Source organism: Bradyrhizobium sp. SRL28 (genome assembly GCF_018596315.1).
Taxonomy (GTDB): domain Bacteria; phylum Pseudomonadota; class Alphaproteobacteria; order Rhizobiales; family Xanthobacteraceae; genus Bradyrhizobium.
This window is the reverse complement of the sequence record NZ_JAHEAG010000002.1, coordinates 179,636-206,608: the sequence shown is the minus strand read 5'-3', so window position 1 is coordinate 206,608 and position 26,973 is coordinate 179,636. Positions and strand designations below refer to the sequence as shown.

General features: G+C 62.7%; 31 protein-coding genes. 14 read left to right on the top strand and 17 right to left on the bottom strand.

Features of this window, described 5'->3' with window-relative positions; translation table 11 throughout:
- Positions 1–13: 13 nt before the first annotated feature.
- The 6 genes from fghA to KIP88_RS05390 all read left to right on the top strand — a co-directional run bounded on the left by fghA (position 14) and on the right by KIP88_RS05390 (position 5,417).
- Entirely contained in the window at positions 14–859 is an 846-nt protein-coding gene (fghA, locus tag KIP88_RS05415; protein WP_214486828.1) for an S-formylglutathione hydrolase, read from the top strand.
- A 116-nt stretch (positions 860–975) separates the two neighbouring features.
- A complete protein-coding gene (locus KIP88_RS05410; RefSeq protein ID WP_214486827.1) occupies positions 976–2,157 on the top strand; it encodes an ABC transporter substrate-binding protein in 1,182 nt (393 codons plus the stop codon).
- A complete protein-coding gene (locus KIP88_RS05405; protein ID WP_214487286.1) occupies positions 2,154–3,146 on the top strand; it encodes a YVTN family beta-propeller repeat protein in 993 nt (330 codons plus the stop codon). The genes KIP88_RS05410 and KIP88_RS05405 overlap by 4 nt, the downstream gene beginning before the upstream one ends.
- The gene (locus tag KIP88_RS05400) at positions 3,143–3,964 is read left to right on the top strand and encodes an ABC transporter ATP-binding protein (protein WP_214486826.1); all 822 of its coding nucleotides are present in this window, start codon (positions 3,143–3,145) and stop codon (positions 3,962–3,964) included. The genes KIP88_RS05405 and KIP88_RS05400 overlap by 4 nt, the downstream gene beginning before the upstream one ends.
- Entirely contained in the window at positions 3,961–4,809 is an 849-nt protein-coding gene (locus tag KIP88_RS05395; protein WP_214486825.1) for an ABC transporter permease, read from the top strand. Before KIP88_RS05400 ends, KIP88_RS05395 begins: the two co-directional genes overlap by 4 nt.
- Positions 4,806–5,417 carry a hypothetical protein gene (locus tag KIP88_RS05390; protein ID WP_214486824.1) on the top strand — a complete coding sequence of 204 codons (612 nt, stop codon included), beginning with the start codon at positions 4,806–4,808 and terminating at the stop codon, positions 5,415–5,417. Before KIP88_RS05395 ends, KIP88_RS05390 begins: the two co-directional genes overlap by 4 nt.
- A gap of 3 nt (positions 5,418–5,420) precedes the next feature.
- Here KIP88_RS05390 and KIP88_RS05385 read toward each other — a convergent pair whose 3' ends face one another.
- Both KIP88_RS05385 and KIP88_RS05380 read right to left on the bottom strand, forming a co-directional pair.
- Positions 5,421–5,987, bottom strand: a complete 567-nt coding sequence (locus KIP88_RS05385) for a PQQ-dependent catabolism-associated CXXCW motif protein (RefSeq protein WP_214486823.1) — start codon at positions 5,985–5,987, stop codon at positions 5,421–5,423.
- Positions 5,984–6,868 carry a substrate-binding domain-containing protein gene (locus tag KIP88_RS05380; RefSeq protein WP_214487285.1) on the bottom strand — a complete coding sequence of 295 codons (885 nt, stop codon included), beginning with the start codon at positions 6,866–6,868 and terminating at the stop codon, positions 5,984–5,986. Before KIP88_RS05380 ends, KIP88_RS05385 begins: the two co-directional genes overlap by 4 nt.
- 224 nt (positions 6,869–7,092) lie before the next feature.
- Here KIP88_RS05380 and KIP88_RS05375 point away from each other — a divergent pair, with 224 nt between their 5' ends.
- Together KIP88_RS05375 and KIP88_RS05370 are read left to right on the top strand one after the other, a co-directional pair.
- The gene (locus tag KIP88_RS05375) at positions 7,093–8,016 is read left to right on the top strand and encodes a quinoprotein relay system zinc metallohydrolase 2 (RefSeq protein WP_214486822.1); all 924 of its coding nucleotides are present in this window, start codon (positions 7,093–7,095) and stop codon (positions 8,014–8,016) included.
- Between the two features lie 54 nt (positions 8,017–8,070).
- Positions 8,071–8,886, top strand: a complete 816-nt coding sequence (locus KIP88_RS05370; protein WP_214486821.1) for a quinoprotein dehydrogenase-associated SoxYZ-like carrier — start codon at positions 8,071–8,073, stop codon at positions 8,884–8,886.
- Positions 8,887–8,904: 18 nt separating this feature from the next.
- Here KIP88_RS05370 and KIP88_RS05365 read toward each other — a convergent pair whose 3' ends face one another.
- Positions 8,905–9,264, bottom strand: coding sequence for a hypothetical protein (locus KIP88_RS05365; protein ID WP_214486820.1), 360 nt, complete (start codon positions 9,262–9,264; stop codon positions 8,905–8,907).
- 85 nt (positions 9,265–9,349) lie between these two features.
- Here KIP88_RS05365 and KIP88_RS05360 point away from each other — a divergent pair, with 85 nt between their 5' ends.
- From KIP88_RS05360 to KIP88_RS05340, 5 genes are read left to right on the top strand one after another with little or no spacing between them, the layout of a single operon-like run.
- The gene (locus tag KIP88_RS05360) at positions 9,350–10,324 is read left to right on the top strand and encodes an ABC transporter substrate-binding protein (RefSeq protein WP_214486819.1); all 975 of its coding nucleotides are present in this window, start codon (positions 9,350–9,352) and stop codon (positions 10,322–10,324) included.
- 1 nt (position 10,325) lies between these two features.
- Positions 10,326–11,063 (top strand): ABC transporter permease, encoded by a 738-nt coding sequence (locus tag KIP88_RS05355; RefSeq protein ID WP_214486818.1) that lies wholly within the window; start codon positions 10,326–10,328, stop codon positions 11,061–11,063.
- Positions 11,053–11,781 (top strand): ABC transporter ATP-binding protein, encoded by a 729-nt coding sequence (locus KIP88_RS05350; RefSeq protein WP_214486817.1) that lies wholly within the window; start codon positions 11,053–11,055, stop codon positions 11,779–11,781. Before KIP88_RS05355 ends, KIP88_RS05350 begins: the two co-directional genes overlap by 11 nt.
- A gap of 47 nt (positions 11,782–11,828) precedes the next feature.
- Positions 11,829–12,620: a pentapeptide repeat-containing protein gene (locus KIP88_RS05345; RefSeq protein WP_214486816.1), complete on the top strand. Its 792-nt coding sequence runs from the start codon at positions 11,829–11,831 to the stop codon at positions 12,618–12,620.
- A gap of 37 nt (positions 12,621–12,657) precedes the next feature.
- Positions 12,658–13,002, top strand: coding sequence for a hypothetical protein (locus tag KIP88_RS05340; protein WP_214486815.1), 345 nt, complete (start codon positions 12,658–12,660; stop codon positions 13,000–13,002).
- 27 nt (positions 13,003–13,029) lie between these two features.
- Here KIP88_RS05340 and KIP88_RS05335 read toward each other — a convergent pair whose 3' ends face one another.
- The 10 genes from KIP88_RS05335 to KIP88_RS05290 all read right to left on the bottom strand — a co-directional run bounded on the left by KIP88_RS05335 (position 13,030) and on the right by KIP88_RS05290 (position 22,802).
- Positions 13,030–13,266, bottom strand: a complete 237-nt coding sequence (locus tag KIP88_RS05335; RefSeq protein WP_214486814.1) for a hypothetical protein — start codon at positions 13,264–13,266, stop codon at positions 13,030–13,032.
- A 109-nt stretch (positions 13,267–13,375) separates the two neighbouring features.
- Positions 13,376–14,248 (bottom strand): hypothetical protein, encoded by an 873-nt coding sequence (locus KIP88_RS05330; RefSeq protein WP_214486813.1) that lies wholly within the window; start codon positions 14,246–14,248, stop codon positions 13,376–13,378.
- Positions 14,249–14,542: 294 nt separating this feature from the next.
- Positions 14,543–14,623 (bottom strand): pyrroloquinoline quinone precursor peptide PqqA, encoded by an 81-nt coding sequence (pqqA, locus tag KIP88_RS05325; RefSeq protein ID WP_108512900.1) that lies wholly within the window; start codon positions 14,621–14,623, stop codon positions 14,543–14,545.
- 329 nt (positions 14,624–14,952) lie between these two features.
- Entirely contained in the window at positions 14,953–15,276 is a 324-nt protein-coding gene (locus KIP88_RS05320; protein ID WP_249790537.1) for a hypothetical protein, read from the bottom strand.
- Between the two features lie 585 nt (positions 15,277–15,861).
- Positions 15,862–17,358, bottom strand: coding sequence for an ABC transporter substrate-binding protein (locus KIP88_RS05315; protein WP_214486812.1), 1,497 nt, complete (start codon positions 17,356–17,358; stop codon positions 15,862–15,864).
- A gap of 56 nt (positions 17,359–17,414) precedes the next feature.
- Positions 17,415–18,443, bottom strand: a complete 1,029-nt coding sequence (locus KIP88_RS05310) for an ABC transporter ATP-binding protein (RefSeq protein WP_374226431.1) — start codon at positions 18,441–18,443, stop codon at positions 17,415–17,417.
- Between the two features lie 2 nt (positions 18,444–18,445).
- Positions 18,446–19,459, bottom strand: a complete 1,014-nt coding sequence (locus KIP88_RS05305) for an ABC transporter ATP-binding protein (protein WP_214486810.1) — start codon at positions 19,457–19,459, stop codon at positions 18,446–18,448.
- Between the two features lie 2 nt (positions 19,460–19,461).
- Positions 19,462–20,358: an ABC transporter permease gene (locus KIP88_RS05300; protein ID WP_214486809.1), complete on the bottom strand. Its 897-nt coding sequence runs from the start codon at positions 20,356–20,358 to the stop codon at positions 19,462–19,464.
- Positions 20,355–21,305 carry an ABC transporter permease gene (locus tag KIP88_RS05295; RefSeq protein ID WP_214486808.1) on the bottom strand — a complete coding sequence of 317 codons (951 nt, stop codon included), beginning with the start codon at positions 21,303–21,305 and terminating at the stop codon, positions 20,355–20,357. The genes KIP88_RS05300 and KIP88_RS05295 overlap by 4 nt, the downstream gene beginning before the upstream one ends.
- Before the next feature lie 66 nt (positions 21,306–21,371).
- On the bottom strand, positions 21,372–22,802 hold the full coding sequence (locus KIP88_RS05290) for an amidase (protein WP_214486807.1): 1,431 nt from the start codon (positions 22,800–22,802) through the stop codon (positions 21,372–21,374).
- Between the two features lie 104 nt (positions 22,803–22,906).
- On the opposite strand from KIP88_RS05290, the gene KIP88_RS05285 reads away from it, so the two are divergent.
- Positions 22,907–23,794, top strand: a complete 888-nt coding sequence (locus tag KIP88_RS05285) for a LysR family transcriptional regulator (RefSeq protein ID WP_214486806.1) — start codon at positions 22,907–22,909, stop codon at positions 23,792–23,794.
- 86 nt (positions 23,795–23,880) lie between these two features.
- On the opposite strand, the gene KIP88_RS05280 is transcribed toward KIP88_RS05285, so the two are convergent.
- Genes KIP88_RS05280 through phnL form a run of 4 tightly spaced genes read right to left on the bottom strand, consistent with a single transcriptional unit; the run spans position 23,881 to position 26,967 of the window.
- A complete protein-coding gene (locus KIP88_RS05280) occupies positions 23,881–24,492 on the bottom strand; it encodes a pyridoxamine 5'-phosphate oxidase family protein (RefSeq protein ID WP_214486805.1) in 612 nt (203 codons plus the stop codon).
- 13 nt (positions 24,493–24,505) lie between these two features.
- Positions 24,506–25,105, bottom strand: coding sequence for a phosphonate metabolism protein/1,5-bisphosphokinase (PRPP-forming) PhnN (gene phnN, locus KIP88_RS05275; protein ID WP_214486804.1), 600 nt, complete (start codon positions 25,103–25,105; stop codon positions 24,506–24,508).
- Complete coding sequence (locus KIP88_RS05270) at positions 25,102–26,253, bottom strand: alpha-D-ribose 1-methylphosphonate 5-triphosphate diphosphatase (RefSeq protein ID WP_214486803.1); 1,152 nt, start codon at positions 26,251–26,253, stop codon at positions 25,102–25,104. Before KIP88_RS05270 ends, phnN begins: the two co-directional genes overlap by 4 nt.
- A 15-nt stretch (positions 26,254–26,268) precedes the next feature.
- Entirely contained in the window at positions 26,269–26,967 is a 699-nt protein-coding gene (gene phnL / locus KIP88_RS05265; RefSeq protein ID WP_214486802.1) for a phosphonate C-P lyase system protein PhnL, read from the bottom strand.
- Positions 26,968–26,973 lie beyond the last annotated feature (6 nt).

The following is a 26,973-nucleotide window of genomic DNA, read 5'->3' as shown; positions in this document are numbered from 1 at the left end:
GAGTGGTCAATTCATGAAGATGCAAACCGTTTCGCTCAACAAATCGCACAACGGTGTGCAGGGCGTTTACAAGCACTCCAGCCGCGAAACCGGGACCGACATGACCTTCTCGGTCTATGTCCCTCCGCACGCCGGCGGCGCCAGGCTGCCGGTGGCCTGGTATCTCTCCGGCCTGACCTGCACCCACGCCAACGTGACGGAAAAGGGCGAATTCCGCAGCGCCTGCGCCGCGCTTGGATTGATCTTCGCTGCGCCCGACACCAGCCCGCGCGGCGAAGGCGTGCCCGGCGATCCCGCCAATGCCTATGATTTCGGACTTGGCGCCGGCTTCTATGTCGATGCGACGCAGGAGCCATTCGCCCGCAATTACCGGATGTGGAGTTATGTTACGGAAGAACTGCCGAAACTGGTCGCCGAAAATTTTCCCGTCGATCCCAATCGGCAATCCATTCTCGGCCACTCCATGGGCGGCCACGGTGCACTGACGGTCGCGCTGCGCCATCCCGACCGCTATCGCGCTGCAAGCGCGTTTTCGCCGATCGTCGCTCCCTCGCAGGCGCCATGGGGCATCAAGGCGCTCGGCGGCTACCTTGGCAACGACCGGCAGGCATGGCGCAAGCATGATGCGGTTGCGTTGATCGAGGATGGCGCCAGAGTGTCCGATCTCTTGGTCGACTACGGCGATGCCGATCAGTTTCTGACGGAACAGCTCCGCCCGGAGCTGCTGCAAAGCGCCTGCGAGAAAGCCAAAATCCCCCTCACCTTGCGCCGGCAACCCGGCTATGACCACAGCTACTACTTCATCTCCACGTTCATGTCCGATCATCTGCGCTGGCACGCCGAGCGCCTGAAGGGCTGAAGCGGCGTGATGCCGCCCCAACGGAGAATTGGGTTGCAAGCCAAGACAATTCGGTCATGGTTCAAGCCTAGGGCCTTTCACGCGGCAGCGTGAAAAAGGCCTGTCAGGGAGGAGCCATGATCCGATGGTTGGTCGCTGCGATCGGTTTTTGCATCGCGGCCACCCCCGTGCTCGCGGCCGACCCCATCGAGATCGGCATCGGCTACCTCGGCCGTACCGGCGTCAAGCCGAAATTGTCGCTCGTCGAACTGCCGGCCGAGAATGACGGCCTTGCCGGCGCACGCCTTGCCATCGAAGACAACAACACCACGGGCAAGTTCCTCAATCAGCACTTCACGCTGGAGGCAGTCCGGCTCAAGGACAATGAGGACGTCGCGAAGGCCGCGGCAGCGCTTGCCGAGCGCACAGGTTTTATCATTGCCGACCTTCCGGCGGACGATTTATTGAAGGCGGCGAACACGCTTCGCGATCGCGGAACGCTGCTGTTGAATGCCGGCGCGATCGACGACCGGTTGCGTGAACAGGATTGTCGCGCCAACGTGATCCATGTCGCGCCGACGCGCTCGATGCTTGCGGATGCGCTCGCCCAGTATCTGGTGTGGAAGCAATGGAAGCGCTGGCTGTTCGTCGTCGGCTCGCATGACCAGGACAAACTGTACGCCGACGCATTGCGTCGCGCAGCGACGCGCTTCGGCGCCAAGATCGTTCAGGAGCGAACTTTTGAGGATACCGGCGGCGCCCGTCGCACCGACAGCGGGGTCACCTTGATCCAGCGGCAAATACCGGTATTCACCCAGCAGGCGCCGGCCTATGACGTCCTCGTCGCGGCTGACGAAAGCGAGGTGTTCGCGTCCTACCTGCCCTACCGCACCTGGGACCCGCGGCCAGTTGCCGGCTCGGCGGGGTTGATTCCAACGAGTTGGCATGCCGCACAGGATCAGTGGGGCGCGATCCAGATCCAGAACCGGTTTACAAAATTGAATTCGCGACACATGACCGCACTGGACATGCAAGCCTGGACGGCCGCGCGTATGATCGGCGAAGCGGCGTCCCGCACGAAGTCTGGTGACCCAAAAGCGGTATCGGAGTTCCTGAAAGGGCCCGACTTTTCCATCGCGGCGTTCAAGGGCCGGCGGCTGACGCTGCGGGACTGGAACCTGCAGCTTCGTCAACCGATCCTGCTGGTCGATGGACGCATGGTGGTCTCGGTTTCGCCGCAGGAGGGATTCCTGCATCAGGTTTCGGAGCTCGACACGCTTGGCGCCGATCGGCCGGAAACCAAGTGCAAGCTGCAATGAAGGAGGAGAAATTGCATATGTGGCGGTGTTGCCTGCTTTCCGGATTGGCTGCCTGGCTCGCGGCGGTGAGCCCTGCCTCGGCCTTCATCGCCTATGTGTCCAACGAGAAGAGCAACACCGTATCGGTAATCGATACGAACAGTTGGACAGTGACCAAAACCATCAAGGTCGGCCAGCGGCCGCGCGGCATCGAGTTCACGAGGGATGGAAAGTTTGTGTTCGTGGCCGTCGGCGACGACGACAGCATTCAGGTCATCGACGTTGCCAAGCAGGAAGTGGTCGATACCCTGCCCTCCGGCCCGGACCCCGAACTGTTCGCCCTCGATGCTGACGGCAAGATCCTCTATGTCGCTAACGAAAACGACAATACGGTGACCATCATCGACGTCGAGAAGCGCGCCCGTCTCGGCGAAATCCAGGTCGGTGTCGAACCGGAGGGCATGGCCATCAGCCCGGATGGGTCAATCCTGATCAATACTTCCGAGACCACCAACATGGCGCACTTCATCGACACCAAGACGCGCCAGATCGTCGCCAACGTACTCGTCGATGCGCGCCCGCGCTTCGCCGAGTTCAAGCGCGATAATTCCGAAGTGTGGGTATCGTCGGAGATCGGCGGCACCATTTCAGTGATCGACCCGATCAAGCGGGAGGTGACGAAGAAGATTACGTTCGAGATTCCCGGCTTGCGAAGCGAAGCCATCCAGCCGGTCGGCATCGGCATGACCAAGGACGGCAAGACCGCTTTCGTCGCGCTCGGCCCAGCCAATCGCGTCGCGGTCGTCGATGCCACCAGCCACAAGGTCATCAAATATCTGCTGGTGGGGCAGCGGGTGTGGCACATGGCATTCACCCCGGACGAGAAATATCTGATGGTTACCAATGGCGTGTCGAACGACGTCTCGGTGATCGACGTCGCCGCGCAAAAGGTCATCAAGACGATCCAGGTCGGCGAGCTGCCCTGGGGGATCACGATTGCACAACCATGACGGCCACTGACGCATTTTCCGCCGGTCAGAACGCGCAGGACGTCCCTCCCCGGCCCGAAGCCGCGGAGATACCTGCGTTGTCGATCGACGGCGTCAGTCATTCCTATGGCACCCGACAGGCGCTGATCGACATCGGCTTCACCGTCGCACCGGCAAGTTTCACGGCGCTGCTGGGCCTGAACGGCGCCGGCAAGAGCACACTCTTTTCGCTGATCACGCGACTGTTCGGAATCCAGCGCGGGCATATCGGAATTTTCGGCCACGACGTCGCGCATGCCCCGGGCGAAGCGTTGCGGCTGCTCGGCGTCGTGTTTCAGCCCCGCACGCTCGATCTCGACCTCTCGGTGACGCAGAACCTGCTTTATCACGCCGCCTTGCATGGCATCGGCCGGCGCGATGCCCGCGAACGTAGCCGCGAGGTGCTGGCACGCATCGGCCTTGCCGACCGCGCCGGCAGCAAGGTGCGTGATCTCTCCGGCGGCCAGATGCGGCGCCTGGAAATCGCCCGCGCGCTGCTGCACCGCCCGCGCCTGCTCCTGCTCGACGAGGCAACCGTCGGCCTCGACGTCAAGGCCCGCGCCGACATCCTCAATCATGTCCGCCAGCTCGTTACCGAACAGGGAATAAGCGTGTTGTGGGCGACGCATCTGTTCGACGAGATTGGTTCGAACGACGATCTGGTTGTCCTGCATCAGGGCCGGGTACTAGCCCAGGGCAAGGTGGCGCGGGTCATCGCCGACGCCGGCGGCAGCGATATCAACACGGCATTCATGCGGCTGACCGGCTCCACCGCACAAAGCGGGGGCCCAACGTCATGACATCAGCAACCATGAGGCCGATCCGGAGCGGCTTCTCGCTCGCCGAATATCTCATCTGCCTGAACGGCATTGTCTGGCGCGAGGCGCTTCGCTTCCTGCATCAGCGCGAACGCTTCATCTCCGCACTGGTGCGGCCCCTGGTATGGCTGTTCATCTTCGCGGCCGGCTTCCGTCAGGTGCTCGGCCTTTCCATCATCCCGCCATATGAAACCTACATCCTGTACGAGGTCTACATTGCGCCTGGCCTGATGGCGATGATCCAGCTCTTCAACGGCATGCAGTCTTCGCTCTCCATGGTCTATGACCGCGAGATGGGCAATATGCGGACGTTGCTGGTGAGCCCGCTGCCGCGATGGTTTCTCTTGTCCTGCAAGCTTCTGGCGGGAACCGCGGTCTCGCTGCTTCAGGTGTATGCCTTCCTGCTGATCGCCTGGTTCTGGGATATCGCGCCGCCGCCGACCGGCTATCTCACGGTTCTGCCCGCGCTGGTCCTGTCCGGCCTGATGCTCGGCGCCTTGGGGATGCTGATCTCCTCCGGCATCAAGCAGCTTGAGAATTTTGCGGGCGTGATGAACTTTGTCATCTTCCCGATGTTCTTCGCTTCCTCAGCGCTCTATCCGCTGTGGCGTATCCTGGAGAGCAGCCCGATGCTCTACTACGTTTGTCAGTTCAATCCGTTCACCCATGCCGTGGAGCTGATACGTTTCGCGCTGTATGGGCAAGTGAACTGGACGTCGCTCGCGGTTGTCGGCGGCTGCACGGCGGTCTTCCTGATCGGCGCGATTTACGCCTACGATCCATCGCGTGGCCTGATCCGCCGCGGACCGGCTGGAGGCGAGACATGAGGCATCGGATCGCGATCGCAGCATTGCTCGCCGTTACGGTGACGGGTGGATTCTGCCACGCCGCCGATCCGCGCTATCCGGACTGGCCATGCGTGCAGGCCAAGGTGCCCGAGATTTCCCTCGCTGCGGTGTGGGCAGGCCCGCCGCTCGACGACATCTCCGGCAAGTGGAAAGAAGACGACAAGGTCAGTGCGCTGGTCGCGAAGCTGGCGGCAAGGCGTACCCCACTCGAGGAAGCGCAAAAAGCGATTACGGAATATCTGAACGGTGCAGCCGACAAGACCACGAGCGGGAAACTGCTGTTTGCCGGCCTGTTCGACTCCCTCAATGCCCAACGCTCCCAGGTTCTGAACGGGCTGGAGCGCGTGACACGCAAACAGCGCGCGGCGGCGGATAAAATCCGCGCCGATACTCTTTCCCTGCAGGCACTGCAGGGTGAGTCCCAGCGCGATCAAGCCAAGATCGACGATCTCGGAAATCAGCTTGTTTGGCAGACACGCATCTTCGAGGACCGGCAGCGCGTCATCAAATTCGTCTGCGAGGTGCCGACGGCGATCGACCAGCGCCTGTTCGCCCTCGGACGAACGATTCAGCAGGAGATAGAATAGTCCCTAGCGCGGCGATTCACCCGTCCGCGCTTCCGGTTGCGACTCAGCGAGATCCAGGCCGGCCCGTTCCCAGCCATCGGTTCCTTCGGGATACCACGCTACATTGGAATAGCCGTATGCCAGGATTCGCCTTGCCGCGTTCCAGGACATCCAGCAATCGGCCTGACAGTAAACCACCACCAACGCGGTAGTATTGCCCGCCGTCGCGCGGATGAGCCCTCGCTGCAGGTAATCTTCCGTCGCCGCCGCCAGCTTTCCGTAGCCGGTGTCCGGCAGCCACACGCTGCCGGGAATGTTGAGCCGCGGCTGATCGCGCCAGACCGTGCCTTGGGGAAGATTTGGCGGCTTCGGCGCGCGGGGCATTACGTCGATGAATACACCCGTCTTTGCTCGCCAGATCGCGCCGGCCTCGGCGGTCGTCAGAACACGCACGCCGGCGAGGGTCGCGGGTACCGGCGCACGGTAATCCTCCATGCGATACCCGTCGGGCTCGGGAGGCTTGTCCTGCGCTGATGTCGAGACAATGAATGTGAATGCCGCAAGGATCAGGCCTGCGAGCGTTTCCTTCATGGGGCTTTCGTTGCCGTCTCCGCGCCGATCGGCCGGTCGTTCTCGTCCAGCAAGGGCACGCCGTAATCCAGCAGTATCTTGTTGATGGCGGGCTGGTTCTCCTGGATCAGACGGTTGAGCTGCCGCTTCCAGTTCTGGTCGGCCCCGCGCACGCCCATGCCGATACGAAACGCCAATCGCGGCCCGGTCTTTTCCTTCACGAGGGGCGTGACATGGAGCGGCGGGTTCGCCTTCTTCGCATAGAAGCCAGCCATCGGCCCCCAGAGAATGCCAGCGTCGATCTTGCCCGATGTCAGGTCGGCAATCATGGCTTCCGCTGACGAGTCCAGGCGTGTATCGACCATCAGCTGATACGGCTTGGCATTCGCCATCAGGCCGTTGACCGCCATATTCGTAGCGGGCGGTGTACCGGCCACGATGCCGATATGCTTCCCCTTCAGACGCTCGTCTTCCAGCGTCGTCACTTCGTCGAGGCCGCTGCCTCGCTTGGCAACCAGCGCATAGGCGGTGCGGTAATAGGGATTGGTGCCTTGAACCAGATCGTCGCCTTGCGGGAAGCCCATGATGACGTCGCAACGATGGGCACCCAGCGTCATCCGGACGAAGCCGGTCGCCTGTGGGAAGTACATGTAGTCCAGCTTCTTGTGCAGCTTCTCGGCGAACAGTTCGGCGAGCTTGTTCTCGAATCCCTCGCCCTTGTCGTTGGAGAACGGCAGGTTATGCGGATCGGCGCAGACGCGCAGCACCTTTGGATCGACGAGCTCGATCGACAGATCGCCGCCCTCCTTGATCTGCGCGTGCGCGACATCGCGCCCGACAAGCATGGCGAGGATCGTGAGTATCGAAATCGTCAGCCAGCGCTTCTGGCCGGCATATGTCATCAAAAGCTGCTGCACTTCCGGCCCACCATGGTTGCCAACTTCGAGAAAAGTATCGGCAACCCCGACGAACGAAGTTCCGACAAGCAAAATGCTAAGCTTGTCAATTGGAGCCTGCAACAGGAATAATCCCCATAGGGTCTCGTCGCCTGTGCTGCGACGCAAACGTAGGCGCGATGAAACATGGACTTGCCGATAGTGCTTCGTGGTGCGACAGAGGCCGAAATATGGCCCATCCCGCATTGATCCTTGCCGCGCTCGCGATGCTCGCGACAGTGACAGCTTCGTTCGCGCAACAGCGGGAGTTGCCCGTCAATTCCATTGCGGATGGCGTATTCGTGCACAACGGCCAAACCGCGCAGATGACGCGAGAGAATGACGGCGCGATTGCCAATGTCGGTTTCATCGTTGGCGAAGAGGCCGTCGCCGTGATCGATACGGGCGGCAGCCTGCGCGAGGGACGACAATTGATGGCGGCCATTCGTGCCCGGACCGGCAAACCGATCCGGTACGTCATCAATACGCACGGCCATCCCGATCACGTTTTCGGCAATGGCGCCTTCGTGCAGGACGGAACGACCTTTGTCGGCCACGCGAACCTGCCACGCGCGCTAGCCGCGCGCGGACAATTCTATCTCGATGCATTTCGCCGTACCATGGGCGACCAGTTGATCGACGAGATCCGCATCGTGTCACCAACGCTGCTCGTCAGCGGCACGCTCAACCTGGATCTCGGCGCACGAAAGCTCGTGTTGCGGGCGTGGCCCGCCGCGCATAGCGATTGCGATCTCACGGTGCTTGATGAAAAAACCGGAACCCTATTTGCGGGTGACCTGGTGTTTCTGGCCCACACGCCCGTGCTGGACGGCAGCATCCGCGGCTGGCTGGGTGCACTCGGCGAGCTCGGCGCCCTGCCCGCGCAACGCGTGGTTCCCGGTCACGGCCCTGTGAGCGGATGGCCGAGCGCGCTCGCCGACGAGCGCCGCTATCTCGAAACGCTGGCCTCAGACGTACGCGGGCTCGTCACAAGCGGCAAGCCGATCGCGGCGGCTGGCACGGCAGCGGGCTCCGAGCGATCCCGATGGGAATTGTTCGACGACTTCAACACCCGCAACGCAACCGCAGCATTTTCGGAAATTGAATGGGAATAGCGCGCGCGTTGCCCTATATTGCGTGCGTTGCTTCCATCCCAATGAAGGTGGTGCATGCGCGGATCTCTTTTCCACCTGCTTGGCGTCGCTGGCTTGCTGCTGTTCGGCGCACCGCTAACGCATGCCGCAACGCCAGACCCCTGGCCCGGCCTGGTCCAGGACATCTTCAACAATCGCCCGATGAGCGATGGCAGCGACGTGATCGCCATCGAAATGCCGACCCGCGCCGAGGATGCCGCCATCGTGCCGGTGACCTTGCGAACGAAGCTGTCGCCCGGTGACATCAGGCAAGTGCGGAGCATTACGCTGGTCATCGACCAGAACCCCGCGCCGATGGCGGCAAAATTCCAGCTTGGGCCGGACGCCAAAGTGTCTGAGATATCCACCCGCGTCCGCGTCAACAATTACACCGATGTTCATGCGGTGGCCGAACTCAGCGACGGCAAACTTTACATGGTCAAGACTTATGTGAAGGCGTCCGGCGGCTGTTCGGCGCCTGCCGCCAAGAACGCCGACGAAGCCAAAGGCAGGCTCGGCCAGATGCGCTACCGGCAGTTCGCAAAAGCCGGTGAAGGCCCCGCCAGCGGCGCACGCGAGGCCCAGATCATGATCGGGCATCCCAACAATTCCGGCCTGCAGATGAACCAGGTCACGCACCTGTATGTCCCGGCATTCTTCGTCAATGAACTGCGGCTTTGGCAGGACGACAGCCTGGTGCTGACGATGGAAGGCGGCATTTCAATCTCGGAAGATCCCAATATCAGGTTCACCTACGTGTCGAATGGCGCGAAAAATTTCCGCGCCGAGGCCAAGGATACCGAGGGACACGTCTTCCAGCGCGAATGGAAGATCGACGATTCCGGGATGTGATCAGGCGGTGTATGCCGTTCAAAAACAGCGCACTTCCGCTTCCGCCTGCGCGCGCCTGAGATCGTTGAGCGCGCTTGCCGCCTGCTCTGAGGTGCGGAACGGGCTCCCCATATCGCCCCGGACCTGCGACATGCTGAGCACAGTTTCGGCCGTGATATAGCGTTGATAAGGCAGGAGCGAAGCCACAACGTCGATCGAACAGGAGCATTGTTCGATCGCCTGCCGCGTCTCACCATTCGCTTTCAGGCAGCCGAAGACGTATTCGACCCGCGCAGACGTCGGGTAATCGTTGATATCCTGGGCGTGCGCGATTACTGCCACGGTCGGCAGTATCGTCAATACGGCGACAATACGTCGTACCGATCGGGCAAGCATCATCGTCTTCCTCCAGCTGCTAACGTGCAAGCTATGCTATGACTGATCCGTTGAAAAGCAGACGTTCGAGGAAGCGGTTCAAGGCACCATGAAGCATTTTGTTCGCATGCTGCTTGCTACGATTGTTTCAGTCTCGCTCGGCACGTGCTGCAGCGCCGAGGCTTTACGCGTTGCGGTGCAGAAGACCGGAACATTTGCCTGGGAACTCGCAGTGATCCGCGCCCACGGCCTCGACAAGAAGGCCAACCTTTCGGTCCGGGTTCTCGAACTAGCGAGCCCCGAGGCGGGCAAGATCGCGCTTCGCGCCGGGAATGCGGACATTGTGGTCACCGACTGGCTTTGGGTGTCGCGCGAACGCGGACTTGGCGCCAAGCTGACATTCTATCCTTATTCGAGCGCGCTCGGCGCCGTGATGGTGCCTGCCTCATCGCCGATCCAGAGCTTGGCCGATCTCAAGGGCCGCAAGCTCGCCGTCGCGGGTGGCCCGATCGACAAGAGCTGGCTGCTGCTGCTGGCGTGGTTGAAGCAGGACGGCATCGACCTGAAGTCGGACGCGACGATCGCTTACGGCGCGCCACCGCTGCTGGCTGCGAAGACGCTCAGCGGGGAAATGGATGCGACCTTGAACTATTGGAATTTCTGCGCCGGACTGGAAGCGAAGGGTTTTCGCCGCATCGCCGGCATTGAGGACCTGCTGCCAAAACTCGGCGCCAAAGGCCGCACCGCGATGATCGGCTACGTCTTCGACGAGAAATGGGCGAACGCAAACCAGGACAAAATTGCCCGCTTCATCGCCATGACCCGCGCGGCGAAAGAGATCCTATCGACCTCGGATGCGGAGTGGGAGAAAATTGCGCCATTGACCGGCGCTCCCGATGCCGCAACGTTGCGCGCCTATCGTGATCGCTATCGGGAGGGAATTCCGCGTCGCCCGGTCGTGGACGAAGAAGCCGACGCACGCATTCTCTACCGCGTGCTGGCTGACATCGGCGGCCGCGAACTTGTCGGACCGGCGCGTGAACTCGATTCCGGAACATTCTATCACGCGATCCCGGGAGACTGAGGTGCCGCGCCTGCTGTCATTCGCCGTGCTGCTCGCAACCTGGTGGATCGCCTCGCTATTTGCCGGAGACGCGAAGCTGCCACCTCCCCCCACCGTGCTCACGGCCATGATTGCGGAAGCGCGGTCCGGTGACTTATTCTTCCATCTCGGCGTGACATTGGCGCGCGTTGCGCTCGCCTTCACGCTGGCGATGACGCTGGGCGCCGCCATCGGATACCTGATGGGCCGCGTACGGCTTGCCGATCGGCTGGGCGACCCCTGGCTGATCCTGCTGCTCAATTTGCCGGCGCTCGTGGTTATCGTGCTCGCCTACATCTGGGCTGGATTGACTGAAGTCGCTGCTATTGCGGCAATCGCCATCAACAAGCTCCCGACCGCTGTCGTGACGCTGCGCGAGGGCGCGCGCGCCCTCGACGCGACGCTCGACGAAATGGCGACAGTATTTGCGCTGCCGCGCTGGAAGAAGTTCCGGCACGTCATTTTGCCGCAACTGTCGCCCTATATCGCAGCCGCCGCGCGATCAGGGCTTTCCCTGGTCTGGAAGATCGTCCTTGTTGCGGAATTACTCGGACGTCCGAACGGTGTTGGTTTCGAAATTGGCGTGGCGTTCCAACTGTTCGACATTCCGCTATTGCTGGCCTATTCACTGAGCTTCGCGGCGGTCGTGCTCCTCATTGAAACCTTGTTGGTGCAGCCATTTGAGGCCCGGCTATCCCGGTGGCGTCCCCGTGCGGCTTGAGGTCGATATCGCCAGCAAGACGTTCAAGAATGCGGCGGGCGAACAGCACGACGTGATCGATGGCGTCTCCTTTGCGCTTGATGCCGGAGAGGTCGGCGTCTTCGTCGGTCCATCCGGCTGCGGCAAGAGTACGATGCTCAGGATTCTCGCCGGCCTCGACCCCGACTTTCAAGGGCGCGTCTCGCGTCCCGCCGGCGCGCGTATCGGCTTCGTGTTCCAGGAGCCACGGCTGCTGCCCTGGCGATCGGTCGAAGAAAATGTACGACTTGTCGCGCCCTTGGCCGATGAAGCGAAGCTTTCAGCACTGTTCGAGATTCTGGAGTTGAACGCGCATCGCAACCACTTTCCCGGCGAACTATCGCTAGGTCTGGCCCGGCGCGTTGCGCTCGCCCGCGCGTTCGCCGTCGAGCCGGCGTTCCTCATTCTCGACGAACCGCTGGCCTCGCTCGATGCCGCCCTCGCCGCCCGTATGCGCGATCAGATTGCCGTGTTGATGGACAACCGTTCCATGATAACGCTGCTGGTTACCCATGACGTGGACGACGCGGTTCGCCTCGGCGACCGCCTGTTCCTGCTGTCGCCGCGCCCGGCCCGGATTGTCGCCGAGCTACCTATCCGCACACGGCGCGGCGAGCGCGGAGACGCCGAGATCGCCGCAATCAAGTTGGATGTCATGCGGCGCATCAATGGCGATCCCTCCGAGCGGGAAAGCGCATAGGCAGTGCCTGAGGCCGGTGCTAGGATACGTCATCGGCGGGGTTGGAGATGAAACGCTCGATCGGAACTGCAGCGCTCGGTCTTGCTCTTGTGACCATGACGGCAACGGCGCAGGACATGATGCGTCACGTGGACCTGTCGTCGCCCGATATGGTCTCTGCCGAAATGACCCGCGGAGAAGTCGAAGCCGCGCTCGCTGCGGCGACCGCCGCCGCACCCGCCGATTTCACAGGAAAGAGATTATCCGGCCTCGACCTCTCCGGGCTCAACCTGTCCGGTGCGAATTTCCGCGCGGCACGGCTCAACAAGACAAAGCTCGCCGGCGCCAAACTCGACCGTGCAATCCTCGACCAGGCATGGCTGCTCGAGGCGGACCTGACCGGCGCAAGCCTCAGGAGCGCAAACCTGTTCGCCTCGCAGATGGTTCGCGCCCGTCTGGACGGCGCCGATCTCTCGGGAGCGCGCATCGCTGCTGATCTCACCGGCGCCAGTCTTGTCGGAGCTTCGATCGCAGGAGCAAATTTGGGCGCGGACATGCGCAACCAATCAATGGGCCTGATGCGCGGGATTCTGAAATCCGCCAATCTGGAACGGCTGAACGCACGCGGCGCCGACCTGTCCCGTGTCGATCTCGAATTTGTCGCGCTGAAGGGTGGTGACCTCACCGGTGCTTCTCTCAAGGGGGCCCAGCTCGGTGGAGCCGACTTGACCGGTATCACCGTCATCGATACCGATTTCGATGGTGCCGATCTCGATTCAGCCAGGTTGATCGCCCCAATCGGTCTTGATCGGGCGAGAAATTTCGATAAGGCAAAAAATCGAGACCGTCTGATAAAGTAATGACGGCTCTAAACGCTCGCGATGAAAGGATTGCCCGATGCGATGGACCCTGGCTTTGGTGGCCCTGTTGTCAGCAAGCGCCAATGAAGTGGCCGCGCAGGGAAAAGGCATCCGATTGTGGAATCTGACCACCGCGACCATTTCGGAGTTTCAGCTTTCCCCGGCCGGAAAGAACGACTGGGGTCCCAACCAGACCCTGAATGACAAAGACAAGGAAGTCGACCACGACGAGCGCCTGCGTATGACCGGGGTGGAGCCGGGACGCTATGACGCCAAGGTCGGCTATCGCGGCTCGAAACATTGCTTTGTGCGCGGCATCGAGATCAGGGCCGACGCCGTGTTTTCGATCGCGGACAAGGATTTGAAGGACTGCAACAAGTAGCCGCCACAGCCTTCTTGCTGCAATGCTTCAGCCCGCGGACCACACCGCGTCCTGGAATGCCTTTTGGTTGTTGCGCGGATATTCGCAACGCCATTTCACCGCGGTCCATTTCGGATGTTCGGCAACCCACTGCGCGATGTAGGGCTGCGCCGCCATGGTGCACTGCCGTAACGAAACATTTGAAGAAAAGACCAGATGGGTTTCCTCGCAGGTGGTCGGCGAGAGCACCGCACAGACGGTCACGACCAAATCTATCGGAGTCATGGCTGATATCCCTTGAATTGCTCCGGAATTAACAACGCCAAAAGCTACGGTAACGGGCGACGTAAAGTTTCGCTACCCGTGAAAAGCCGGAACTGGGGCGCGCAGCAGCCTAAAAGTTGACGCCAAATACCAGCCGGGCCTGGTGACGTTCGAAATTGACGAGATCAAGGCCGGCGGTTGACCCCGCCGGACGCCCCCACGCCTGAACGCTCCAGCTTGCGGTCAGCCGCGAGCGTTTCGACAATTGGAAGTATGCCGTTGGACCGACAAACAACGCCTGCCCTGCAAGTTCCTCCAAACCGATCCCTTCGTATTTCCGCAAGTAACGCGCTTCACCGCCCAACAGGAAACCGGGACGCAACTGCGCCATTAGCCCAAGCGCTGCGCCTGCGGTGGATTCCCGCTCCATCACGCCACTGCCGACAAGGCGCGTCCACTCCGGTTCGTAGATCAGATTGAACGCCCCGACGACGCGGTTCGGCACGAGTTCCCGGTCTAACGCCAGCCTGAATTCCGTCCCGAAACTGCGGACCGTTTCAGCCGTCGTCTCATCGACCCGATGCGCGTGCGCTTCCGCCGCGAAAGTAAGCCCGAATGCGGCCGTTTCCCGATCGAGAAAGCGGTAGCGCAGATCGAGCGACCCGCCCTGCCACGATAACCGGTGCTGGTCGTCAAGGCCCGGCACGCCACTGATCTGATGCGACGCAAACGTGCTTCCGATCTCTATTCGAAAATTCCGGACAGGCACGAACTCCAGTTCGAACTCCTGGCCGACCGCCCGATAGCGGCCGCCGTTCTTGCCGAAGCGCCCGGTCGTCTCGCTTTGAAACTCCCGTTCACCGACATTGCCGACATCGGTGCCGATCATGAAGCCGAACAGATGCTCGGTATCGATGCCCTCGGCATGGACGCAGGCCGGCAGCAGCGCAGCAAGAGACACGACCGCCGCCTGGAAGGTCTTCGCGCGCGCAAATATTCGCATTCAGCGGGTCATGGGGTTGAACCGGTAAGTCCGGCGGAGTCGGCCGAGGACATACCCTAGCATGATGCTGGGACGATCGGCGAGCCATGGGAACGCTTTGAATGCAAGGTTGGACGGGGCAAGTAATCTGGAGCGACTCGCCTTCCAGCAGCCACTCAGGCGATTCCTGTCCCTTTGGCAGGATCCGCGCCTTGCTCTTGATGCAGGTCGTGGAGAACTTCCTGGGGATCGCACAGCTTGCCCGACCCGCAGCAACAAGCTGTTACCGGAGCCGGGCAGACCGTTTCGACGCGTCTATTGACGCGCCGCGCAGGCGTACATGTTGATTTCCATGCCCACCGGCACTTCCACAATCTTCGGAGTTTTCCAACTCATCAGGGTTTCTCCCAAGCAGTGCTGGCACGACGTTCGTGCCGACATCAAAACTAGGTTGACCTCGAACATAGCGCAAGCTCGGAACATCCGATGTCGACGGCATACCGACGCATCTGACACCGGAAACTTCCCTCTCGGGCAAAGCTATTTCTCTCTCGGACAAGGCGAACGAACCGCGAGCGACGGATCGACGCATGAGGCAGGGTCGGTCACAGTTCGCGAATTCGGTTTGCCTGCCCGAAGCCGTTTGTCAAAGATGGAGACTTCGGTCGAGATGCCGACGGACCGGCCGAAGCGGCGACACTTCGTCACCGCCTCAGCTTGACGCCTCAGCAATCCTTGTCTGCGGTCTTGCTGCCAGCCTTGGCGCCTTCGGCCTGCTGTGCAGCCGTCGGCTCGCCTTGCATCTGCCGCTGCGCATCCTGCGAAGACGCAGCAACGTCTCCGGTCTTTTGATTCATCGATTCGGTCGGCGGATGTTGACCGGTATTGGCAGCCATGCCTGTTGTCTGGCTGTCGCCCGTCTTGGCCGGTCCAGAGCCTGCATCCTTCAGGCTGGCGGAGCGGCCTGTGTCACAGGGCCCAGCCAATGCTGCGCCGGTGCTCAAAACCAAGATGGAGCAACCAGCAATCATGAGCCGTTTCATTGTCATCTGTCTCTCCTGCTCTCGTGAAGCATGCACACCGTGATGAGAGGCAACCGACACGTTGTCTGCAGGTTCCGGGTGGCTACGCGAATCCTGGCATGTTTAATCTGACGCCCGAGATTTTTGGTGAGGACAGCCGATGGAACCGATTCACCGAGGGTTGGTCAGTTTTCTTTTCGCGATATGCTTTGCATCGGGGGCCTTTGCGCAGGACAGGAAGCCTGACCAAACCGCACCAAACGCCGAAACCGCCGTGCCCGCCAACGGCCCATCACTGACCGGAAAAGAACGCATGGGCAGGAAGTGGATGGACGAGCAACGGATCGACAATTGCAACGTGCCCATCGACAAGCGCGGGAGCCGGTTACGATCCAGCACCTGCCCGCATGCTCCTTCGGGATGATCAGCGACGACGGAGCGACGGCGCGGCTGCGCAAATGTGATCCGGCGCCGGCGCCCTTGTCCGCGACACGACGACACCGGCCAGCTGAACTCATGCGGTGCCACGGTTCAGCCGCACGGCATCAGCCGTGCGATGCGAGCCAAAGCAGCGACAGGCCCGTCGTGCCCGCCGCGGCTAATCCCAGGCGGTTAATCCCAAGACCAGGCGGAGATGTCATTCTCGAATTGCGGGACTTCCTTCCACACGCCCTTCAGCTTCTTGTTCGCAATCGTGATCCATTGTGGCTGGAACAGGAAGCCCGCTACCGCGTCGGTCGCCAGCATGCGCTGTGCGTCGCCGAGCAGCTTGGCGCGCTCGGCCTCAGCCGGCGTTGCCCTGATCTGATTGTAGAGCGCGTTGAAGGCTTCGTTGTTATAGCCGAGATAGTAGTCGGGCTCGGTTATCTTCACGAGATCGAACGGCTCGACATGCGAGACGATGGTGAGATCGAAATTGTGCGGACCGTTACCGGCAAACACCTGCGATAGCCACTGCGCCCATTCGACGTTCTCGATCTTGGCGATGATGCCGACCTTGGCGAGTTGGGCCGCGAGGACTTCGCCGCCCTGCCGCGCGTATGGCGGCGGCGGCAGCTTGAGGCTGAGCTCCAGCGGCGTCTTCACGCCGGCTTCCGCGAGCAGCTTCTTGGCCTTTTCGGGGTCGTAGGGATTGATGCCTGTCGTGTCGACATAACCCAGCGATCCCGGCGTATAGAAGCTGCCGATCGGCGCGCCAAAGCCATCGACGGCGCCGTCGATCATCGCCTTGCGATCGATGGCGGCTAGAATGGCGCGGCGAACCCGCACATCGTCGAGCGGCTTCTTCCGTTCGTTGATGCCGACGATGGTCTTGGCCCTGGAGCCACCGATCAGCACATTGAAGCGCGGATCAGCCTTGAACTGCGCCACGCTCCGCGCCACTGCGGCGCGCGGAAACGCGTCGACGTCGCCCGACAGCAGCGCCGCGACCTGCGCTGAGGGATCGCCGATGAAGCGGATGGTCACCTTGGAAAGCTTGATCGCGGCGGCGTTGCGATAGTTCGGCCATTTGGTCAGGGTGATCGACGATCCCTTGGCCCAGGCGCCGAGCGTATAGGGTCCGGTGCCGACCGGCTGCGTCGCATTGGTCGGCGCGCTCTTCGGCTCGACGATCGAGCCGCCCGCCTGACCCAGCAGGAACGGCAGGTTCGGTTCGGAATATTTCACAACAACGACGATCGTATCCGCATCGGGCGCGGTGACCGATTCAAACGCCTGGTACAGGCTCTTGTCCTTGTTGGTGCTGGTCGGCGCCGCGTTGCGATCATAGGAGAACTTTACCGCTGCGGAATCGAACGGCTCGCCATTATGGAATTTGACGCCCTTGCGGAGCTTGAACGTATAGGTCTTCAGGTCGGCCGACGCCTGCCAGCTCTCAGCGAGCAAGGGCGATACCGAACCGTCCTCGTTGATCTTGGTCAACGTCTCATAGAGGTTATAGAGCGTGACCTCGGCAATCGCCGCAGCGGCTGCGTTGGTGGGGTCGAGCCCCGGCGGCTCCAGCGTCATGCCCATGACGACGCTGTCCTTCTTGCCCTGCGCGAGACTCGGCAGCGGCATCGCGGCGAACGCGGCGATAAGTGCAAAAACAGCCAGTTTCCTAAACATTCGCTTGCTCCCCTGACATATCGCGTGACCAGACTAAGCCAGTCCCGCACAAAAGACTAACTCCCCTCCGCCGCGACCGATGGCAGCGCCATCACGGCTTCGGCGTGGTGGCATGCGGCAAGGTGCGCCGTGCCGACGTTGCGTAGCGCCGGCGCAGTGTCGCGGCAATGCTGATCGGCCAGTGGACAGCGCGATGCGTAGGCGCATCCTGTCGCACCGGTCGACTGCGAAGCGATCGACTGGGCGCCGCGGCGGCGGCGCACCCCGCCGGCGCGGGCGCGCGGCACGGCCTCGAGCAACGCCCGCGTGTAGGGGTGGGCGCAATGCGCGAACAGATCCTCAGGGCTCCCCTGCTCGACGATCCGGCCGAGATACATCACCGCGATCTCGTCGCAGAGATAATCCACCACCGCGAGATCGTGGCTGATCAGGACGTAGCTCAACCCAAACTGATCCTGCAGGTCCTGCAGAAGATTGAGTACCTGCGCCTGCACGGAGACGTCGAGTGCGCTGACCGGCTCGTCGGCGACAATCAGTTTTGGCTGGGTGATCAGCGCACGCGCGATCGCGATGCGCTGGCGCTGGCCGCCGGAGAATTCATGCGGGAACTTGTCCATGTCGGCGTCGCGCAGTCCGACCTGCCGCAGCACGCCGGCAACGCGCTGACGCAGCGTGGCGCGATCCATGCGTCCGAGCGCGGTCAAAGGTTCCGCAACGATACGCGCAATGGTCTGTCGCGGGTCCAGCGAGCCATAGGGATCCTGAAACACCATCTGGAAATCACGCCGGGCGCGGCGCAGCTCGTTAGCCGGCATCCGGTGCAGGTCACGGCCCATCAGCGACACCGACCCCGATGACGGCTGTTCCAGCGCCATCACCAGCCTCGCAAAGGTCGACTTGCCCGATCCGGACTCGCCGACCACGCCGAGGCTTCGGCCTGCCATCACCTGCGCGGTGACGCCGTTGAGCGCATGCACCTGCCCGGCCGGCTTGAACATGCTTTCGCGCGGCAGCGTGTAGCGCTGCGCCAGATCCTTCACATCGAGTAGCGGCAGTTCGGCGGGTGACGGCGTCTGCTCCAGCATGGTCATGCGCCCAATGCTCCTACCGCCTCAGCCATCGAAACATCCGTCCGGAGACAGCGCACACCATGGCCGGCGCCGACGTCCACAGCGGCGGGCAGCGCCACGCGGCAACGATCTTCGACGATCGCGCAGCGGCCGGCGAAGGTGCACCCCGAGGGCAGATCGGCCAGTTCGGGCACGGTGCCGGCGATGGTCTTCAGCCTTGTGCCCTTCCGCGCACCAAGGCGCGGGCGAGCGCGAAACAGGCCCTGCGTATAGGGATGTCCCATGCGCGTGAACACGGCATCCGTCGCGCCGCTTTCGACGACGGTGCCGCCATACATCACCATCATGCGCTGCACGTTCTCGGCGATGACGCCGAGATCGTGCGAGATCAGAACCATCGACATGCCGCGCTCGGCAACGATATCTGCGATCAGATCGAGGATCTGTCCCTGGATGGTGACGTCGAGCGCCGTGGTCGGCTCATCGGCGATCAGCACGTCGGGCTGGCAGGCCAGCGCCATGGCAATGGTAACGCGTTGGCGCTGGCCGCCGGAGAACTGGTGCGGATAGGCATCGACGCGTTTCGCCGCATCGGGAAGCCCGACACGATCGAGCAAGGCGATGGCTTCCTTGCGTGCCTCTGCCGCCGAGCAATTGGTGTGGCGCCGCAATGGCTCGGCCACCTGGCGCCCGATCGTGTGCATCGGATTGAGCGCGGTCATCGGCTCCTGGAAGATCATGCTGATGCGATTGCCGCGCAGCTTGCAGTAGTTCGCATCCGACAGGCCCACCAGCTCGCTGCCGTCGAGGCGGATGCTGCCGCTGATGACGGCGCTCTCGGGCAGCAGGCCCATCAGCGCGAGAGCGGTGACGGATTTGCCGCAGCCGGTTTCGCCGACCAGACCCAGGGTCTCGCCGCGCTTCAGCGTGAAACTGACGCCGCGAACGGCCTGCGCGGGCCCGCGGCTAGTGTTGAGACGGACGCCGAGATCCCTGACTTCAATCAAAGGCGCGTTAGCTGATACGCTCATGTTCAACGCTCCCGCGCCAGCCGGGGATCGAGCAGGTCGCGCAACCCGTCTCCGAAGAGATTGAGGCCAAGCACGGCGACGGCGATCGCAGCGCCCGGATAGACCGCGAGCATCGGTGACTGGAACAGCAGCGTCTGCGCGTCGTTCAGCATGCGGCCCCAGGACGGCTGCGGCGGCTGCGTGCCAAGCCCGAGATAGGACAGCGCCGCTTCGGCCAGGATCGCGAGTGCAAACTGGATCGTCCCCTGCACTATCAGGATCGGCAGCACGTTCGGCAGCACGTGCTCGATCGTGATGCGGAAGCCACCCTTGCCGGACGCGCGCGCGGCCAGCACGAACTCCCGCGCCCAGATCGCATTGGCCGATCCTCGGGTGAGCCGGACGAGGGTTGGAATCTGGAAGATGCCGATGGCGATGATCGAGGTCACCATGCCCGGGCCGGCGACGGCAGCCAGCATGATGGCCGAGAGCACCGCGGGAAATGCAAAGGTGAAGTCGCTCATCCGCATGAGGAGCTCTTCGGTCCAGCCCTTGCGCGCGGCGGCGATCAGCCCGAGACACACCCCGAAGGTGAGGCCGATCCCGACGGCGATGACGCCGACCATGATGGTGGAGCGGGCGCCTACCAGCAGCAACGAGACGATATCGCGGCCGAGCACGTCGGTGCCGAGCCAGTGCGCCGCCGACGGCGGCTGCAGCTTGGAGGCCACGTCGATTTCATAGGCTGACCACGGCGTCCAGACCAGCGACAGCAAGGCGGCGCAGAGTACCATCAGGCTGAGCGTGCCGCCCGCGACAAAGCTGCGATGGCGCAGCGCGCGGCGCCAGAACCCACTTGCGGGCCGCGGAGGCGCGGTGGCGGCCCCAACCTCGGCCGAGGCGCTCAGCGGGGTGCTCATAGGTTGTGTACCTTGATGCGCGGATCGATGAAGGCATAGAGCACATCGACCACGAAGTTGACGATGACGACCACGGCAGCCAGCAGCATCACGCAGTTGCGCACCACGATCAGGTCGCGATTGGCGATCGACTGGAAGATCAGCCGGCCGAGACCCGGCAGATAGAACACGTTCTCGATCACGATCGTACCCGCCAGCAGATTGGCGAATTGCAACCCCATCACCGTCATGACCGGGATCATCGCATTGCGCAGCACGTGCCGCCACAATACGTCGCGCTTGCTCAAACCCTTGGCGCGCGCGGTGCGCACGAAATCCTCACGCAGCACCTCAAGCACCGCCGAGCGCGTGACCCGTGCGAGGATCGCCGCCTGCACCACCGATAGCGAGATCGCAGGCAGCAGCAGCGACTTGATCCCGGCGATGATGCTTTCGTCCCAGCCCGCAAATCCGCCGGCCGAAAGCCATTGCAGCTTCACCGAGAACAGCAGGATCAGCAGGATGGCGAACCAGAAATTGGGAAGCGCTATGCCGAACTGCGTCAGCGACATCACACCCACATCGCCGAGCTTGTTGTGATTTGCCGCCGTATAGATGCCGGCAGAAAGGGCCAGCACCACCGTCATCGACATGGACATGATCGCCAATGGAATTGTCAGCATGAGACGCTCCGCAATCAATCCTGCAACAGGCGTGCCATAGGCATAGCTGTTGCCGAGATCGCCCGTCAGCAGCCCCTTGATCCAGTGGACGTACCGATAGTGCAGCGGTTGATCCAGCCCGAGCTTGACCATCAGCGCCCGGACCGCATCAGGCGAAGCATCCGCGCCCATCAGCATCTGTGCGGCGTTGCCGGGCAAGGCATCCAAGACAAGGAAGATGATCAGCGACGCGCCGAACAGCGTCGCGATCAGCGTCAGAAAGCGGCGGAAAATGAAGACGCTCAAGTCCCGATTCCCTTGTTAGCGGCCAGATCTGTTACCGACCATGTGTGGTGACAGCCGCATTTTCGCTTAGCCGGCCAAGCTCGGCCACCGGCCGAGAAGATCTTGCGAGGCCTCAAATAGCGCGCTGACGCGCAGCAATTCGATGTCTCCGCGGAATTTGCCGACGAGTTGAATGCCGATCGGCAGGCCGTCCGCATCAAAGCCGCAGGGCAGACTGACCGCGGGATGGCCGGTCATGTTGAACGGCATTGTCCAGGGAAACCAGCTCGGCCGCACGTCGCTGAATACCCGGCCGTCGATTTCTATCGTACCGAACAGGTCCTGATCGATCGGAAGCGCGGTGCGGGTGATGGTTGGCATCGCGAGAATATCGACCCTCTGCAGCAACATCTGAATCCGCCGGAACAGCGCCGTACGGTCAAACATCGCCTGCTGATAGTCAACACCGCTGATCTTCGTCGCCAGCGCCAGTTGCTTCATGAAGGTTTCGCTCAGCACGTCGCCATGATCGGCCGCCAGCTTCTCGAACCGCGCGCGCCAGGCGGTGTGATTGATGGCGCGCCAGATCGGCTCCACTTCAAATCCGTCGCCGGACATTTCCTCGACCTCGGCCCCGAGCGCCTCAAGCCTGGCAAGCGCGACCTTGAATGCAGCGACCACATCGGCCGCGACCGGCCGCCCGAGCGGCGCGAGGCAGAATGCAACCTTGCGCCCGCGCAGATCGCCGTTTGGCGCCGATCCCTCGACAAAATCCCACTGCGGAAATCCGATCGACCACGGATCAGAAGCGTCTTCTCCCGACATCGCCTGCATCATCAAGGCGGTGTCTGCGACGGTACGCGTCGTCGGGGTCACATAGGTCTGGTTACCGAACGCGTCCTGCACCTGACTGTGGGGAATAACGCCGTTGCTTTGCTTCAGCCCGACAACGCCATTGCAGGCTGCCGGAATCCGCGTCGAGCCGCCGCCATCCGTCGCGATGGCAAGCGGCGCGATGCCACTGGCAACCGCAACCGCCGCTCCCCCGCTCGACCCGCCGCTCGAGCGCGCGCCACTCCAGGCATTGCACGTGCGGCCGAACAGCGGCGAATCCGTCAGGCACTTGGTGCCGAACTCCGGCGTCGTGGTCTTGCCTACGAGGATGGCACCCTCTGCCCGCATTCGCGCCACGGCGACCGCGTCATGGTCAGGCACGTTATCCTTGTAGGGGATCGCGCCGAAGGTCGTTCGCACTCCCTTGGTGTTGACGATATCCTTCACCGTGAACGGAATGCCGTGAAGAAGGCCCAGCGCGCCTCCGGCCATGACCTCACGCTCCGCCTTCCTCGCCTCGGCCATGGCCTCATCGCCGCACAACGTGATGAAGCAGTTCAACTCGGGCTGCATTCGCTCGGCGCGCGCAAGAACAGAACGCGTAATTTCGACCGGGGAAACATCCTTGCGGACGATCCGCGCGCGGAGTTCGGTCGCAGGCAGGAAGCAGAGTTCATCGCTCATCGCGCTAAAGTCCCTGGGGTCGCATGACGCAAGGATGACATTCAGATTGACTTCAGGTCCAATACCATCGCACAACTCACCCATACGAGTTCGGTATAGCAAAAATGGACCTCCGGCGTCTCCGCTATTTCGTTGCCGTCGCAGAAGAGCGCAGCGTTGGCCGGGCGGCCGTCCGCCTGCGTATGGCGCAGCCGCCACTGTCGGTCCAGATCCGCAAGCTGGAATCGGAAGTAGGAACCCCGCTGTTTCGCCGCGGCACGCGGGGAATGGAGTTGACGGCGGCCGGTCGCGCCTTGCTGTCGCGCGCGCGTGAAGCGCTGGCCCTGACGGCTGAAGGTTTTGAGGCCGCCCGCGCGGTGGCGGCCGGGCGCCGGGGAAGATTGTCTGTCGGTTACATGTTCGCGCTGGCCCACGCCGTATTGCCCAAGCTCGTTCCTGAACTTCGAAGGTCCCTTCCCAAGGTCGATCTGGAGTTCATCGAACTGAGCGCATCGACGCGTGAGGCGCGGCTGCTGGATCACAGCGTGACTGTCGCGCTCTGCATGCCCGCCATTCGTCATAGCGAGATTGAGGTCTCCACGATCGGAAAGCAGCGAATGATGCTGGCCATGCCGGCCGCCTCACAGCTGGCGCGCGGGGCGGCCGTACCGGTGAAAAAGCTGCAGGGCCGCCCGCTGATAAGCTTACCCGGGCCTGCCGAGGATCCGGCGACCTCCGTCGTGGCGTCGCTGCTGCGGCGGCATCAGGTCAGCATGCCGGTCGCGAACCGGGTCGAGACGGCGCACTCGGCGCTCAGCCTCGTCCTCGCCGGAGAGGGCATGGCGATCCTTCCCGCCTGCGCCCAGCTCGGATGCCCGACCGGCGTCGTCTTCAGGCCCTTCCTCGACGCCGAGGACGCCATCGACGTCGCCGTTTGCTGGCGGAGGGATTCTCTCAATCCGCTGGTCCGGAATTTTCTCAAATGCGCGGAAAAGGTGATCCGCGACGCCTGACACCATCGGCTTTAAGGTGCTCGCGTCGATCGCTCTGGATTGCTTGCCGCATGCCCGCTGCCGGATCGCGATGCGATATCAGCGCATCACCACATCGTCTGCCGCGCACGATCCGGCCATTCCCGATCGTAGTTCTCGCCGCCGACATTGTTGTCGCTCATCTCGGCAAGGATCTGACCGGGCGTCGGCAGGCTCCTGGGATCGACGCGCTTGTCGGGATTCCAGAGATCGGAGCGCACGATGGCGCGCGCGCACTGGAAGTAGACCTCCTCCACCGTCATGACGATGACGGTACGCGGCGCCTTGCCCTCCATCTTGAACGACGCGAGCAGTTCCGGATCGGCCGAGACATGCGCGCGGCCATTGATGCGCAGCGTGCTGCCGGAGCCCGGGATGAGAAACAACAGCGCCACCCGGGGATCACGCACGATGTTGCGCAGCGAGTCGCAGCGGTTGTTGCCGCGGCGATCCGGCATCATCAGCGTCTTCTCGTCGTGGATGCGAACGAAGCCAGGCAGGTCGCCGCGCGGCGAGCAGTCCAGCCCCTCCGGCCCGCAGGTCGCCAGCGCCGCGAATGGCGACTTGTCCATCAGCGCCCGATAGGCCGGCGTGACCCGGTCCGCGACCTTGACGGTCGAGGCATCGTTGGGAAAGCCGTAGATGGCCTCGAGCTGCTCGATGGTCGCGACAACGGTCATTTCGGGTCTCCTGTCATTCGTGCCACTTCTCTCCCTTGATGACGCGGGCTAGTTGGCGGGCATGGTATTCGGCACTGCTGATGTTCACGATAGTCACGTCGGGCGCAGCCGAGGCGTCCTCGACCGTGCGGCGCAGGCGGCTTTCGACCATGCCGTCGCTGCTTCGTGCGCGCATCGCAATCCGTTCAGCCAGAACGTTTGGCGGCGCCGTGATTGAAACCACCACCACGTCGGCATAGGCGCGGCGCATTGCGCCAATGACGGTTCGCGATACGTTGGCGACGATGGTCCGCCCGGCGCGAATTTCGTCGTCGATCGCGCGCCACAGCGCGTAGCAGTGGCCGTGGGCTTCCCAATGCATGGCATAGTCACCACGCGCCGACGCCTCCTGAAACGTGCCGATGCTGACCTCTTCGTTTTCCTCCGATGCCGACGCTTCACGCGTAATCACGCGGCGTGGAAATACCACGTTGCCATCATCGGCACAGGCTGCCTTGGCAAGGCCGAGCAGCGTATCCTTGCCCGCGCCGCTCGGGCCGACCACGAGCACCAACCGGCCCGGCCCGATTGCAGCGGTCTGATCTGCTGTTGCAGTCGTCAGCGTCTCCGTCATGCGACCCGCCGCCCTTCCCGCCAGACGCTGCGCACTACCGGAATGTCTCGCGCGACATGCACCCGGATCACATCTGCGCGCTTGCCCGCTGCGATCTCGCCACGGTCGGCAAGGCCCACGGCTTCGGCCGGAGTCTTGGTGACCGTGCGGACGGCGGCGGCCAAGTCGATCGCCGGAACATGCCGCGGCAATTGCAGCGCGGCCATCAGCAGGCTTGAGGGAATGTAGTCGGACGACAGGATATCCAGAAGCCCCTCGCGGGCGAGATCGATGGCGGCGATGTTGCCGGAATGCGAGCCGCCACGGACCACGTTCGGCGCTCCCATCAGGATGCCGATGCCGGCCTGATGCAATCCGCGCGCGGCTTCCATCGTGGTCGGAAACTCCGCCACCGAAACGCGATCCTGGATCGCGTCAGCGACATTTTCCTCGGTCGTATCATCGTGGCTGGCGAGCGGAATTTCATATTGATGCGCAAGGGCCACGATTTCGCGCATGTTGCTTGCGGCATACGTCTTCTGATAGTGGAAGCGCTTCTCGAACAGTGCATCGAGCTCGGCGTCGGTCTTGCCGCCCCCCTTGCCGCGATAATAGTCGCGAAGCTTGACCTCGTCGCGGAACTGGCGCTGCCCCGGCGTGTGGTCCATCAGCGACATCAGCCGCACGTCCGGCCGGTCGATCAGCTCCTTGGCCTCCTCGACCACGCTGGGCATCGGGATTTCGCAGCGCAGGTGCAGGAAGTGATCGGCACGAAGCAGGTTGGCATCGCGCGCGGATGTGATCGCCTCCGCCAGCACGCCTGCCCTGCCGTCAACTTCCTCGGCGCCATCCTCGCGCCAGACCCGCAGCGAATCCAGCACGGTGGTGATGCCCGAGGTGGCCAACTGTCCGTCATAGGAAACCACCGCCGCGATCGGATCCCAAAATACTTTCGGGCGCGGCACATAGTGCATTTCGAGATGGTCGGTGTGCAGCTCGATCAGGCCGGGCATGATCAGGTCGCCGCCGGCGTCCTCGCTGCCTGCCGGCGCACTCCCCTCGCCGAACTCGGCGATGCGGCCGTCGGCGAAAGCAACCCAGCCGCGCTCGATCACGCGATCGGCCAGCACGACGCGGGCGTTACAGAGAACCGTTTCTTGCGTAGTCATCACACATCTCTTCCTTCAAGCGGCGGCGGCAAATGACGTCACGTCGACAATCCGGTCGGCGATCAGGTGGCGAATTTCGTCATCATGGACGATCGCCACCATCGCGACACCCTGTCGCTTCTTCTGCCCGATCAGCTCGACGACAACGGCGCGATTGGCCGCATCGAGCGAGGCGGTCGGTTCGTCCAGCAACAGAATTGGCAGATCGGAAATAAAACCGCGCGCAATGTTGACCCGCTGCTGTTCGCCGCCGGAGAACGTCGACGGCGGCAGCGCCCACAGCCGCTCGGGAATGTTGAGGCGGCGCAGCAGCGCGCCCGCCTTGTCGCGGGCTTCCGCGCGTGCCGTTCCATTCGCAATCAGAGGCTCCGCCACCACATCGATGGTGGCGACCCGCGGCACCGCGCGCAGGAATTGACTGACATAGCCGATGGTCGAGCGGCGCACGCTGAGCACCTGCCGCGGCTCGGCCGTGGCAAGATCGATCACCGCGCCTTGATGGCGGATGCCGATCCGCCCACCATCGCAGCGGTAATTGCCAAAGATCATCTTCAGGATCGAGGATTTTCCGGCGCCTGATGGCCCCGACAGCACCACGCATTCCCCCGGCTCGACGTGGAACGAGACGCCGCGCACCACGGGCAGCTCGACGCCGCCCTGCAGATGCATGGTGAAGGTCTTTTCGGCGTCGGTGATGTCGATCATCGCAGTCATTGGCGC